This is a genomic window from Aeromonas sp. TS_SC_11 (assembly GCF_057318915.1).
The window spans coordinates 1,659,832-1,673,000 of the sequence record NZ_CM170470.1 but is presented as its reverse complement, the minus strand read 5'-3'; the positions used below and the strand labels follow the sequence as shown (position 1 = coordinate 1,673,000).

At 62.1% G+C, this 13,169-nt stretch carries 13 protein-coding genes; 1 reads left to right on the top strand and 12 read right to left on the bottom strand.

All coding sequences use genetic code 11. The features are described 5' to 3' along the window. Nucleotides 1-36: 36 nt before the first annotated feature. On the bottom strand, nucleotides 37-1,305 hold the full coding sequence (tyrS, locus tag AC1P02_RS07870; protein WP_485184848.1) for a tyrosine--tRNA ligase: 1,269 nt from the start codon (nucleotides 1,303-1,305) through the stop codon (nucleotides 37-39). 159 nt (nucleotides 1,306-1,464) lie between these two features. On the opposite strand from tyrS, the gene AC1P02_RS07865 reads away from it, so the two are divergent. Further along, a complete protein-coding gene (locus AC1P02_RS07865; RefSeq protein WP_485184846.1) occupies nucleotides 1,465-2,286 on the top strand; it encodes a helix-turn-helix transcriptional regulator in 822 nt (273 codons plus the stop codon). A gap of 62 nt (nucleotides 2,287-2,348) precedes the next feature. On the opposite strand, the gene exeN is transcribed toward AC1P02_RS07865, so the two are convergent. The 11 genes from exeN to exeD all read right to left on the bottom strand — a co-directional run bounded on the left by exeN (nucleotide 2,349) and on the right by exeD (nucleotide 13,158). Next, nucleotides 2,349-3,107, bottom strand: coding sequence for a GspN family type II secretion system protein ExeN (exeN, locus tag AC1P02_RS07860; protein WP_485184844.1), 759 nt, complete (start codon nucleotides 3,105-3,107; stop codon nucleotides 2,349-2,351). Nucleotides 3,108-3,204: 97 nt separating this feature from the next. Continuing rightward, on the bottom strand, nucleotides 3,205-3,696 hold the full coding sequence (gene exeM / locus AC1P02_RS07855) for a GspM family type II secretion system protein ExeM (protein ID WP_485184842.1): 492 nt from the start codon (nucleotides 3,694-3,696) through the stop codon (nucleotides 3,205-3,207). After that, a complete protein-coding gene (exeL, locus tag AC1P02_RS07850; RefSeq protein WP_485184840.1) occupies nucleotides 3,693-4,877 on the bottom strand; it encodes a GspL family type II secretion system protein ExeL in 1,185 nt (394 codons plus the stop codon). Before exeL ends, exeM begins: the two co-directional genes overlap by 4 nt. A gap of 120 nt (nucleotides 4,878-4,997) precedes the next feature. Further along, a complete protein-coding gene (gene exeK / locus AC1P02_RS07845; RefSeq protein WP_485184838.1) occupies nucleotides 4,998-6,023 on the bottom strand; it encodes a GspK family T2SS minor pseudopilin variant ExeK in 1,026 nt (341 codons plus the stop codon). A gap of 89 nt (nucleotides 6,024-6,112) precedes the next feature. After that, nucleotides 6,113-6,736 carry a GspJ family T2SS minor pseudopilin variant ExeJ gene (gene exeJ / locus AC1P02_RS07840; RefSeq protein ID WP_087757458.1) on the bottom strand — a complete coding sequence of 208 codons (624 nt, stop codon included), beginning with the start codon at nucleotides 6,734-6,736 and terminating at the stop codon, nucleotides 6,113-6,115. A gap of 20 nt (nucleotides 6,737-6,756) precedes the next feature. Further along, nucleotides 6,757-7,116, bottom strand: a complete 360-nt coding sequence (exeI, locus tag AC1P02_RS07835) for a GspI family T2SS minor pseudopilin variant ExeI (protein ID WP_021139454.1) — start codon at nucleotides 7,114-7,116, stop codon at nucleotides 6,757-6,759. Further along, complete coding sequence (gene exeH / locus AC1P02_RS07830; RefSeq protein ID WP_059113750.1) at nucleotides 7,113-7,676, bottom strand: GspH family T2SS minor pseudopilin variant ExeH; 564 nt, start codon at nucleotides 7,674-7,676, stop codon at nucleotides 7,113-7,115. Before exeH ends, exeI begins: the two co-directional genes overlap by 4 nt. Before the next feature lie 44 nt (nucleotides 7,677-7,720). Beyond that, nucleotides 7,721-8,152 carry a GspG family T2SS major pseudopilin variant ExeG gene (exeG, locus tag AC1P02_RS07825; protein ID WP_005315859.1) on the bottom strand — a complete coding sequence of 144 codons (432 nt, stop codon included), beginning with the start codon at nucleotides 8,150-8,152 and terminating at the stop codon, nucleotides 7,721-7,723. A 151-nt stretch (nucleotides 8,153-8,303) separates the two neighbouring features. Beyond that, nucleotides 8,304-9,524, bottom strand: a complete 1,221-nt coding sequence (gene exeF / locus AC1P02_RS07820) for a GspF family T2SS innner membrane protein variant ExeF (protein ID WP_021139456.1) — start codon at nucleotides 9,522-9,524, stop codon at nucleotides 8,304-8,306. A 71-nt stretch (nucleotides 9,525-9,595) separates the two neighbouring features. Next, nucleotides 9,596-11,101, bottom strand: a complete 1,506-nt coding sequence (gene exeE, locus AC1P02_RS07815; protein ID WP_087757111.1) for a GspE family T2SS ATPase variant ExeE — start codon at nucleotides 11,099-11,101, stop codon at nucleotides 9,596-9,598. Further along, nucleotides 11,101-13,158, bottom strand: a complete 2,058-nt coding sequence (gene exeD / locus AC1P02_RS07810; protein ID WP_485184833.1) for a GspD family T2SS secretin variant ExeD — start codon at nucleotides 13,156-13,158, stop codon at nucleotides 11,101-11,103. Before exeD ends, exeE begins: the two co-directional genes overlap by 1 nt. Between the last annotated feature and the right edge of the window lie 11 nt (nucleotides 13,159-13,169).

The following is a 13,169-nucleotide window of genomic DNA, read 5'->3' as shown; positions in this document are numbered from 1 at the left end:
CCGGGCAGCCCTTTCTCGTTGATGTCGGGAAGCTGGCTAGCCCAACCACGCCACCAGCTGGTACTGCTTCTTGCCCCTGCGCAGCAGCAGGTAGCGGTCAAACAGCCGCTCCTCGGCACTGAGCTGCTCATCCTGCCTGATGGTGCCATTGAGGCTGATGGCCCCCGCCGCCAGCAGCTCGCGGGCGATGCGTTTGGAGTTCGCCAGACCGCAGCTGACCAGCAGGCTGACCAGATCAGTCTCGCCGCTGACTGTGCTGCTCGGCATGCCATCCTGCGCCAGCTGGGCCAGATCGCTCTCGCCGAGGCGGGCCACGTCGCCGCTAAACAGCAGCTCGCTGATGCGCTGCACCGCCGCCAGCGCCGCCTTGCCGTGCACCAGTTCGGTCAGCTCGTTTGCCAACACCTGCTGGGCCTGCTTGCGCCCCTGCCGCTTGGCATCTTCCGCCTCCAGCTCGGCAATCTCGCTCAGCGACATAAAGCTGTAGTAGCGCAGGAAGCGGTAGACATCCTCATCCGCGGTGCCGAGCCAGAACTGGTAGAAGGCGTAGGGCGAGGTGAGCGCAGGATCCAGCCAGACTGCGCCCCCCTCCGTCTTGCCGAACTTGGTGCCGTCCGCCTTGGTGATGAGCGGCAACGTCATGCCGTGCACCTGCGCCTGATGGAGGCGACGGGTGAGATCCATGCCACTGGTGATATTGCCCCACTGGTCGTTGCCGCCAATCTGCAGGGTGCAGCCGAGCCGCTGGTGCAGCACCGCAAAGTCGTAGGATTGCAGCAGGGCGTAGGAGAACTCGGTGAACGAGATGCCCTGATCCGGACGGGCCAGCCGCTGGCGCACCGATTCGCGGGCCAGCATGGCGTTGACCGAGAAGTGCTTGCCGATATCCCGCAGAAAATCGAGGGCGGACATCTGCCCCATCCAGTCGCCATTGTTGACCAGTTGCGGGGCGGACAGGCCGTCATCGGCGGGCAGCAGCGCCCTGATCTGGGCCGACAGGCTGGCGACCCAACCCAGCACGGTATCGGCGCTGTTGAGGCTGCGCTCGGTCGCCTTGAAGCTGGGATCGCCGATAAGGCCGGTTGCCCCGCCCACCAGTGCCACCGGGGTGTGGCCCGCCAACTGAAAGCGGCGCAGCATCAAGAGCGGCACCAGATGACCGATATGCAGGCTGCCGGCGGTGGGATCGAACCCGCAATAGATGGTGCGCGGGGTGGCGAGGTGGTCGGCCAGGGCCGCCGGGTCGGAATTCTGGGCCACCAGGCCGCGCTGGCTCAGCTCATCGAGCAGGTGGGGGTTGATCATGGGTGCTCCAACAGCAGGGGGAAAGCCGTCATCCTCGCTGTTCTGGTCGGTGGCGGATATGTCCCCTGAGGGACAGTTTTGCCACTCTCGTGCTAGCATCCAGCCATAGTGGGGAGATGCTCCCCGCCACCGGAAATCCACCACCGTGACTCAACGACCATGACTCCGCCATTCGCCACTGATGCCCTGACCCGCAGCATGACAGAGGTGGTCGATGCTCTGCATAGCAGCGCCTTTCCTGCGGCGCTGGTGCGGCTGATCCAGCAGCAGGTGGCGTTTGATTGCGCCCTGCTGCTCGGGGTGGGGCAGCGGCCCGTCTACCTCTACGACAACCTCAATCATCAGCGGGATCTGCTGTTTGATCGCTACCTCACCAGCCACTTCAGTCAGGATCCCTTTATGCAGGCGCTGGAGCAGGGCTTGCCTGCCGGCGTCTGGACCCTGGCGCAGGTCTCCCAAGGGCGGCTCGATCCCGAATATCGCCATCACTTCTATCAGGCCACCGGCTGGCAGGAGGAGGTGGGACTGATCCTGCCGGTGCGGGACGGGCTGACGCTGATGCTGTTTTTCGGTCGCCTCGACAAGCGCAGTACCCTCAGCCGTGACGAGCTGGTAAGGCTGGAGCAGCTGTTCCCGCTGGTGCATTCGCTCTGTCGCCAGCAGTGGCGGCAGAGCCAGCCGCTGTTGGCCCAGAGCACTGCGCTGCCAGACAGCGCCAGCCTCCGGAGTGCGGTGGAGCAGGCTATGTCGAGTGTCGGGGGGGATCTGCTCACCCGGCGCGAGCGGCAGGTGGCGGAGTTGCTGCTGCAGGGATTGGATACCGAGGCGATTGCCGCGGAGCTCGGGATTGGCGGCGGCACTGTGAAGAATCACCGCAAGCACCTCTATGGCAAGCTGCGGCTCGGCTCGCGCGCCGAGTTGTTCAATCTCTTTCTGAACCACCTGATCACGGCGCCGGTTGGCGACATACAAACCCCATAACGACATAACCCCGCAGAAGCGGGGTTATTTTCATCATGCGTCCACAATACCAGACAGTATCGTCAGATACGGCCCTGGTAGCGCAGCGGGAAACGGCCCTGACCGTCGGGTTGACCGAGGAAGGGCAATCCTTGCTTCATCTCTTCCGGCAGCTCAGGGCCAGGTTTGAGAGAGCCCTGGAACAGGTACTGGCGATTGGCCTGCAGTTCCAGTTTGCCCATCACCTGCACCGCCTCCGAGCTCTGCTTGAGTTCGGCCACCAGACGGGAGTCGATGCAGGTCAGCTTGATCTCGGGATCCCCCAGCGGCAGCTTGCCGGCCGAGGTGTCTGCATCGGCGCCATACCAATAGAGGTTGCCGTAGAGGTTGTCACACCAGGGGTTGCCCTGGGCAAACTGATCGACCTTGAGCTGCAACTGACCCGCCACCGTCAGCGGGAACGGCAGCCGCATGGGCACCCGATCCAGCACCCAGGGTGCGGGCACATTGAGGGTAATGTCGCGACCAAAGGCGGCGCCGTTCCAGCCGACCACACCCTGGCCATTGAGGCCGCTGCGATCGCCGAAACGCAGAAAGACCTCAGGGGCGAAGCGCAGCAGTGACCAGCCGTTGAGCTCCCAGCGCAGCTGGGTCAGCGACTCGCTGGCATATTGCAGCCGGGCGACCTGGCCGCTCCAGAGGGTGCCGCTCACCCCTTCCAGCTGCACCAGGTTGGGCGGCAACGGCAGATGGCTCACCACCAGAGTAGCGGGCAGCTTCACCAACAGAAAACCGAGATAGGCCACCAGAAACAGGGCGGCGATCAGTACTTTTTTCTTCATAGAAAATGACTCAACTGAAAATGTCTGGCCTTGACCAGGCCCGGAGCTCCACAGGGACGAAATACCGGGCACTCGGCGGCACTCAGCCCGCTGGATGTCATTGGGGACGACTCAACTGCAAGCGTCTGACCTTGACCAGACCCGGGGCCAGATTCTCACGGGCCACCTCTATGACCTGCACCTGTACACCGTGCTGATCGGCTAGGCTCGCCAGCCAGATCAGCAGATCATCGAACGGCACTGTGTCGATCCACACCTGCAGCTCCTGACCCTGGGGTTGCAGACGGGCAATCTTGATCTTCTGGTTGAAGGCAGTGCGGTTCACCACACCTTCCAGGGTGCCGCTGGTGTCGATCTGGCGGCCCTGACCGCCCTGCATCGCCAGCACCTCTTCCCCCTTCTCTTTCAGCCAAGCGAGCGTCTGTTGCTGACTCAGCACCTGCCGCTCGCGCTCGGCGATGCGGTTGGCGATGGGCTGCCAGACGATCCAGTAGAAGAGCCCGATCAGCAAGCAGCTGCCACCTACTGCCACCAGCCGCTGCTCGCGGGCGCTGATACTGCGCCACCAGCCTTGTAGTTTGTCCATCATGATGATTTACCTTTCAGCACCAGTGCCCCCTCAACCTTGCCTTCTGTGCTGCGCACCTCACCCTGCTGCACCTCGAAACGCTTGCCCGCCAGCTCGCGAAAACGCTCTATCTCGGTGAAACCGGGCGCAGTCACCTGCAATCTCAGCTCGCCCCGGGCGGCGTCAAAACGCAGCACCTGCGGCTTGAGACCCGGCACCTCGGCGAAGGTGGGTGCCAGTTCGGTCAGCAACAAGAGCACGCCATCCTGCGGCGTCTGCCCCAGCAACTTGAGGTGCTGAACCATCTGGCTGCGCACGTTCACGATGCGGGTCTCCCCCGGGAAGATGCGGGTGTAGACCTGCCGGATCTCGGCTTTGAGAGCCTTGTCCTGCTCCGCCAGCTGATAGAGATGCACACCGCGCTGGGTCAGCGCCACCAACAGCAGCAAGCCGGCGACCACGGCAACCTTGCGCCACTGCAACCAGTAACGGGAGTATTCGGTTTGCGGCCGGTAGGGGCCCTGCAACAGGTTGGCCTGACAGTTCAACGCCCCTTTGGCCAGCAGCAGCATGGGCAGTTCGGGATCCGCCGCCTGCCAATTGGCATTCGGGATCGGCGGTACCGGGGTATGGCTGTGGATGGTGACCGGTTCGGCTTCGACCGCCAGCAACATGGCCAGCAGCGGCTCGTCGGCCACTATGCCCTGGCAAGGGCCCTGGCGCAGCAGCCACTCCTTGCCCAGTTGCAGGGCTGACCAGCCGTCTGCGGCCTGAGGCAGCGCCAGCACGTCCGGCAGCAGTTGCTGGCTCTTGAGGCCCGCCGCCTCCAGCCAGCCCAGCCAGGTCTGCATCTTCTCCTTGTCGACCGCCATCAGGTCCACATCGTGGCCCTCGTGGACCAGCACCACCAGATGCAGCTCATCCACATCGGAGGCGATTTGCTCCTCCAGCAGATAGGGCAAGGCGGCCGCGGCCTGGCGACTGTATTTGCCCGGCAGGCTAACCCGCCGGAAGATAAGGTCGCTGCCCGGCACCAGGGTCACCACGGGGCGGCCACCGGCACGCTCCCGCAGCTCGCCGAGGGCATGGGCCGAGGCCAGGGTACCAGAGGCAATGATCTCCTCCTCTTTCGCCGACCACACCAGCCACTCGACCGGTTGCTGCGCATTGGTCCCCAGACGGATGACCAGACTCTCGCTCACAAATATCTCTCCTGCCATTCCCGTCCGCATCCAGGGGATGGGCGGGAGCGCAGCCTTTGGCTGCTGTCCAATACGGATTCAGAGCGGGTTCGGCCATCAGCCGTCACCCACACCTGTTTGTTATTCGGCGCCACCGCTGAGGCGGCGCAGCATCACCAGCTTGTTGTCCTTGCCACGCACGAAGACACTCTCCAGCCTGGCCCGGGTATCACCGACTTCGGCGATCAATTTGGCTTCGAAATAGCTGCTCTTGACGTCCAGCGCCGCATCCAGCCCCTGGATGGTGCTCACCTGCACCGGCATCTGATCCGTCATCGCTTTCTTATCCTTCCACCCCTTCTGGGGGCGGCTGGTCAGCACCCGTTTGGCGTCATCGAGACCAACCTTGTCCTGATAAAGCGCCACCAGCAGCGCGGCCTGATCCGGCTTGATGGTGTTGATATTCACCACCAGCTTGTCGGTCGGCAAGGCGCACACATAGGGCGCCAGCCGGGCATACAGTTTGGCACTCACACCGCGTACTGCCCTCAGCTCATCCGTGCTGATCATCCACTGGTTCGCGGTCAGATAAGGGGGCGTCAGCCCTTCGTAATAGGCATCTTCGGCACCGTAGCTGGAGACCAGCGCCGTATCCTTGTCGGTCCAGTCGCGGATGGCATCGGTCAGCTGCACCGCCTCGTAATCCTCGACTTCGAGCTGCTTGAGCAGGGCGCGAAACGCCTTGACCTGATAGGGCTGCTTCTCGAGGTCATCGCCGCTCACCCCGTCTTTCAGGGGCACGCTCAGGCTGTTGAGGTTGAAGCAGGATTGCAGATCCCGCACCCGACCGGTCAGCTTGCCGTCATCCACCGGGAAGACAGCATCCTGCCTGGCCCAGTTCTGGCCCAGGCTCACCACATTGGGGTCGTCTTTAAAATCCTGAGCCAGCACCTTGCTCACCAGCGCCTCCGCCGACATGGCATACCACCATGCCTGCTTGCCGGCAGTGAGGTTGCCGGTGCGGCGCAGTTCCAGCTGCAAGCGACCGCTCATGTTGCTGGCGATGATCACCATCACCGACAAGATGAGCAGCACTACCAGCAGGGCCATGCCGCCCTGACGACCCGGTCTGGCTGCGTGCACTCCCCGATTGCCCCTAGTTGCCATTGTCAGCCCTCTGGCCACCGGCCCCTATCAGGCACTGACAGCGACGAATTGTGCCGTCATCTTCAGTAACGCTCAGGGGAAAACGACGATCAATTACCATTGTCAGCCCTCTGGCCACCGGCCCCGATGAGGAACTGACGGCGGATGGTGCCGTAATCCTCCAGATCCAGCTCCACCGCCAGGCCGTAAGGCAGCACGTTGCGCTGGGTCCACTCCTCCTTCCAGGCACCCTTGTCGTAAAAATAGAGCCGCAGCGCCGTCACCCGATCCAGCATGGGCTGAATGCGCGGCTCTGTGCCGATCACCGGATCCGGATAGAGGTAGCTCAGCCGCTCCAGCTTGTGATCCTTGAGACGCCAGCCAACCCGCTGCAAACCGGAGCGTGGCAGCATACCATCCGGATTGAGCCAGCCACCGCGAATGAAGGCCATGCCCCAGTCATCGCTCTGCTGGCCAAAACGGGATGCCGCCAGCAGCACCTTGTTGTTCTCGCCATCGATACGGCCACTGCGGGGTACCATCTGGGTGATGTCCCGCTCCATCAGGGTGAAGGCCAGCTGCAACTCGGAGAGACGGGCCTCTTTCTTCTTGGCCACCTCGTCACTGGTGAGCACCCCCTGCAGCACCTGATAGGCGCCCATGCTGAGGCTGGCGAAGATGGCGATGGCCACCAGCATCTCCAGCAGAGTAAAACCACCCTGACGGGACTTCATTTGGGTGTCGTTGACCAGGCTCATCGGCTGATATAGGTCCGGATCATGGCCACAGGACTCTCGGCCTTGGGGGCGGTACGCACTTCCATATCCAGTGCCTTGAAGTTGTTGTCGGCGGTGGCGACGCCGCGATAGCGCCAATACCAGGTCTGCCCAGCCATCTTCTCGTCCCCTTCCACCCAGCTGTCGCCGGGCCACTTGGCTTCGAGTTTCTGCTGCACCAGCTGGTTTTCCACCACCCAGGTCGCCAGCGTCTTCTCTTCCAGATAACTGAGTGCAGAGAGGTGTTCGCTGGCGGTTTTCATCACGGCAAGACCCGCGATGGCAAACACCGCCAGTGCAACCATGACCTCGAGCAATGTCATGCCACGGGCGTTCACTCCTCTTCCTCCTCGTCCTGCAGCAGTCGCAAACGGCCGAATTCATCCGCCTTGACAGTCCGCAGGTAGCGCACGTCCTCATTCTGCTGGGTCAGGGTCAATACGAAAGGGCTGAGCTCGCCACCGGGGAAGATCAGCACCTGGGGCGTGCGCTCCTTCTCGTCCCGACCCTGCTCGGTTTTCTCGTCGGACTCGGTCCGCCAGCTGAACCCTTCCAGCTCGATGGCCAGCGTCATCTCGTCCGGCAGTGTGACCTGCCCCAGGATCTTGTCATCGGTCAACGCCTGCCATTTGCGATCCTTGGCCCCGCGCTGCATGAACTGCCAGCCGTTCGCCTCGATACGCAGCCCCACCAGCCGACCATCCATCACTGAATACTCCTGCGCCTGTTGCAGGGTCGCCATGAAGCGGCGCGCCTGCTTGTCGAGCTCGCGATCGCCTCTGGCCCCTCCCATGCTGAGGGTGACGGCAGTGGCCACCAGCCCCATCAGCATGGCCACCAGCAATACTTCCAGCAGGGTGAAACCGGCTTGGCGATGACGAGACGAGGAGCCCCTCACGGCAGCCTCGCCCACAGCACCTTGATGGCAGCGCAATCAATCACTTATTGGAAATCCTTCAGATTCCAGTTGCCGATGTCGTCATCGGTACCGGCTTCGCCATCCAGCCCCATGGAGAAGATGTCGATCTTGCCGAACTGGCCCGGGCTCAGCAGCTGGTAAGGATTGCCCCAGGGATCCTGCGGCAGGCGCTTGATGTAGCCGCCGTCACGGTAGCTGCGCGGCTCGGGGGCGGCGGTCGGCTTGTTGACCAGCGCATCCAGGCCCTGCTCCGTGGTCGGGTAACGGTTGTTGTCCAGCTTGTACATGTCGAGGGCATTTTCCAGCGCCACTATATCGGAGACGGCTTTCTGCTGGTCAGCCTTCTCCTTGTTGCCCATCAGGTTGGGCACCACCAGGCTGGCCAGGATCCCGAGGATCACTATGACCACCATGACTTCCAGCAGGGTAAAACCGGATTGACGACGCTTTTGCATGACTTACTCCCTAACGAAATGAGATGGCATGAACCATCAACGATTAACTGTTAAACCGCGATCGTTCGATTACGCCTGCCGGCTAATCGAACCTGCGAGTTCGATTGGATTTGTAGGTTCGAATAGCGAAGCGTATTCGGACACCCGAACCTTACAGATTCACCATGTTGTTGAGCTCGAGGATCGGCTGCAGGATCGACATCACGATAAACAGCACGACCCCCGCCATGGAGACCACCAGCAGGGGCTCGAACACGCCGAGGGCTATGTTCACCTGGGTTTCAAATTCCCTGTCCTGGTTGTCCGCCGCCCGCTCCAGCATGTTGTCGAGCTCGCCGCTCTGCTCGCCGGAGGCGATCATGTGCAGCATCATGGGCGGAAAAATCTTGGTTTCATCCAGCGCCTTGCGCAGGCTGGTCCCCTCACGTACCCGTTCGGTGGCCTCACCAATGCGCGTGCGGGCAAAGTCGTTGGAGAGCACTTCGCCGGCGATCTTCATCCCCTCCAGCAAGGGCACGGCACTGGCATTGAGGATGCTCAAGGTGCGGGCGAAGCGGGCCGTGTTGAGACCACGGCTGACCCGGCCTATGACCGGCAAGCGCAGAATCACCTGATGCCAGTGACGGCGACGCTTCTCGTCGGTCAGCCACCAGCGCCAGACAAAGCCACCCAGGAACAGCAGCAGCAGGAACCAGAGGCCGTAATGCTGCATCAGCTCGCTGGTGCCGATGAGGAAACGGGTCGTCGCAGGCAACTGCTGGCCCATGTGTTCAAACTGGGCCACCACCTTGGGTACCACGGCAGTGAGCAGGATCGAAATGACCCCGACCGCCACCAGAGTGAGGACTATGGGGTAGATCATCGCCTGCAGCAGCTTGGTGCGCATGTGCTGGCGCTGCTCCGTGTAGTCGGCGAGCCGGTTCAGCACCTTCTCCAGATGACCGGACTTCTCCCCTGCCGCCACCATGGAGCGGAACAGCTGATCGAACACGTGGGGGAAGGCCCCCAGCGAATCGGCCAGCGAGTAGCCTTCTACCACCTTGCTGCGCACGGTTGCCACCAGGCTGCGCAAGTGAGCCTTTTCGCACTGCTCGGCCACTGCCCGCAGCGCCTCTTCGATAGTCAGGCCTGCACCAACCAGGGTCGCCAACTGGCGAGTAATGAGGGCCAGCTCGGAAGTGGAGGCACCACGGCGAAACAGCACGAAGCGATTCGCTTCCCGCTTTGCCTTCTCTGTGGTCTCGTTCACCTCGAGCGGGGTCAGCCCCTGCTCGCGCAGTTGCTGGCGTACCTGACGGGCCGAATCGCCCTCGGTCACCCCCTGCTTCTGGCGCCCCTTGCTGTCGAGGGCTTTGTATTCAAATGCTGACAATACTCTTGCTCCTCTGCCCTAGCACTGTGACGTCTTGCTATCCCGATTCAAATCACTTGCCTGACCGAACATCAATCTTCCCGGGTCACCCGCAGCACTTCTTCAAGGCTGGTCTGGCCCTTGAGCACCTTGTCGATGCCATCCCGGCGGATGCTGGGGGTATGACCGCGGATCAGCCGCTCTATGGCCAGTTCGCCGCTGGCGCTGTGGATCGCCTCGCGCACCGCCTCGTCGATCACCACCAGCTCGTGAATACCGGTCCGGCCGCGATAGCCGGTGTGGTTGCACTGCTCGCAACCAACCGGGCGCCACACCTGCTGATCCGGCGCCAGCTCCATACCCATGGCCTCCCGCTCCTGCTCAGTGATGGGGCGTGGAGTGCGGCAATCGGGACAGAGGGTACGCACCAGCCGCTGGGCCAGTACCGCCAGCAAGGATGAGGAGAGCAGGAAAGGCTCTATCCCCATGTCCCGCATTCGGGTGATGGCGCCGATGGCAGTGTTGGTGTGCAGGGTCGACATCACCAGGTGACCGGTCAGCGACGCCTGCACCGCTATCTGGGCGGTTTCCAGATCCCGGATTTCCCCCACCATCACCACGTCCGGGTCCTGACGCAAGATGGCGCGCAGGCCGCGGGCGAAGGTCATGTCCACCTTGGTGTTGACCTGGGTCTGGCCCACCCCTTCGAGGTCATATTCGATGGGATCTTCCACCGTCAGTATGTTGCGGTCCCGCGAGTTGATCTCGGAGAGCGCCGCATACAGGGTGGTGGACTTGCCCGAACCGGTCGGGCCCGTCACCAATATGATGCCGTGGGGCTTGCGAATGAGTTCGCTGATGATGTTGCGGTTGGCCAGCGTCATGCCGAGCTGCTTGAGCTCGAGGCGCACGTTGTTCTTGTCGAGCAGACGCAATACCACCCGCTCGCCATAGCTGGACGGCATGGTCGAAACCCGCACGTCCACCGCCCGACCACCGATACGCAATGAGATGCGGCCATCCTGTGGGACCCGCTTCTCGGCGATGTCCATCCGCGACATGACCTTGATGCGCGACACCAGCAGGGAGGCCAGCTTGCGATGGGGACGCAGTATCTCCCGCAGCACGCCATCGATGCGGAAGCGAATGACCAGCACCCGTTCGAAGGTCTCGATATGGATGTCGGACGCCTCCTCTTTTATCGCCTCGCTCAACATGGCGTTGATGAGGCGAATGATGGGGGCGTCGTCATCGGCGTCCAGCAGATCCTCGCTTTGCGGCAGCTCTTCGGCCAGGGCAAAGAAGTCCATCTCGTTGCCGAGATCTTCCATCAGCTGGCGCGCCTCGGAAGAGTCGCGCTGGTAGTGAGCCATCAGCAACTCTTCAAAAGCATCGTTCTCGAGCTGCTCCACCTCGAAGGCGCAGCCCGCTACCCGCCGAACTTCCAGCAGGGTTTGCGGCGCGACCCCCTGACGACAGAGCAGCAAGGGAGTCCCCTGCCGTTCGGTCAGAATGACACCGAAGTTGCGGGCAAAGGCAAACGGCAGCTCGGGCAGGGCTGCTGGCAGATCCGTTCCATCAAGCTGGTACGCCGCCATTACTTGTTACCCTGTACGAACGGCTGTGCTCCATCGGCCGTCGCCTGCTGGCGGGCCTTCATCAGCTCGATCTGCTTCTGTATCTCGGGCGACTGGACCACATCCTGCCCGTATTCGGGCAGCACCTGCCCGTATTCGGGCAGCACCTGCCGATCCGGCGAGGTGGCATATCCCTTTTGAGCCGCCGCCTCCAGCTGTTGAGCGCGGAACAGGGTGTACTTGTTGCTGGATATCCCCGAATAGACGTTGGCATCGCGCAATATGGTGGGGCGGATAAAGACCATCAGGTTGCGCTTGGAGGTGGTGTTGGAAGTAGATCGGAACAGGTAGCCCAGCACGGGAATGTCGCCCAGCAAAGGCACCTTGGAGACCTTCTCCTGAGTCTGCTCATCCATCAGACCGCCCAGCACCACGGTTTCGCCACTTTTGACCAGCACGGCGTTCTTGATGGTGCGGGTATCGAAGGTGGGACCCAAGGTAGCCGTACCTGTAGCCTGTTTCTGCGCGACACTGGAGACCTCCTGCTCGATATTGAGCAGCACTGAATCCCCTTCGTTTATTTGCGGCGTCACCGTCAACTTGGTGCCCACCGTCTTGCGCTCTATGGTATTGAACACCTGATCGCTGGTGGTGGAACTCTGGGAGCCGCTCTGCACCGGCACTTCCTGACCCACGTTGAAGGAGGCTTCCTTGTTGTCCATGGTGACGATACTCGGGGTGGAGAGAATATCGCTCTTGGTGTTGGTGGAGAGCGCCGTCACCAGTGCAGCCCAGTTGCCATGGTAGAAACCGGCGGCCATGCCGTTGAAGTCTTTTGCCAAGGCAGCCAGACCTGTGGTGGTGCCATTATCCTTGTAGTCTTTGGCGGCGATGGCCACCGAGCCAATGGGCAGAGTAGTGTCGGTAAACTGGGTTCCGCCACCGTTGGTATTGGCCCACTGAACCCCCAGGTTGAGGCCGTCACCGTCGGCGATTTCGACGATGATCGCCTCCACCAGCACCTGAGCACGGCGGATATCCAACTTGGCAACCACCTGCTCCAGCTCGGCCATCACATCCGGCTGGGCCGTGATGACCAGCGCATTGGTGGTCTCGTCGGCCGAGATGGCCAGCTTGCCACCACCTATGCTGGCGTTGCCGCCACCGGCCGTGGTGCCGCCCCCCTTCTTGTCCGCTTCTATGCTGGTGCTGACGCCCTTGAGCACCTCCACCATGTCCTTGGCCTTGCCATATTTGAGGTAGAAGACCCGGGTATTGCCCTGGCTCTGCAGGTCGCGGTCGAGCTGGCGCACCATCTGTATGATGCGAGCCCGCGCCTTGGGTTCACCACTGACCACCACGGAATTGGTGCGCTCATCGGCCACTACCTTGGGCGCCAGCAGCAGGGAAGTGTTGCCGCCCTGGGTGTTGCCATCCTTGTTGAGGTTGGTCACCAGTCGCACCATCTCGCCGGCGGAGGCATATCTCAACTTGATGATGTCCACTTCCTGATCGCCCGCCTTGTCGACCCGGCGCACCACTTCCACCAGACGGTTGACCACGGCGGCACGGCCGGTGATGAGCAGCACGTTGGAGGGATCGTAATGCACCACGTTGCCGCCACCGGCGTTGTCGTTGAGCTGACGCAGCAAGGGGGCCAGTTCACGCACCGAGACATTGCGCACCGGCACCACCCGGGTCACCATCTCGTCGCCAATGCCCGGGTTGGTCTCATCCACCACGGGGATGGCCGAGGTCTTGGCATCCTTGGAGCGCACAACCTTGAGCACGCCGTTATCCATGGGCACAACGGCAAAGCCATAGACGTCGAGCACGCTCAGGAAGAACTGGTAATACTGCTCTTCGTTGAGCAGGTCGTAGCTGCGGACGTTGATCTTGCCGCGCACCGAAGGCTCTATGATGATGGTCTTGCTCAGGTTCTTGCCGACCGTGTTGATGAACTCTTCGATGTCGGCATTCTTGAAGCTGGCAGAATACTCGGTGGCCCAGGCAGAGCCTGCCATCATCAGCGCCGCCGCGACCGTGGCAAGACGCCAGCTCTTCCCTTTATTTATCATTCTTGGTGCTA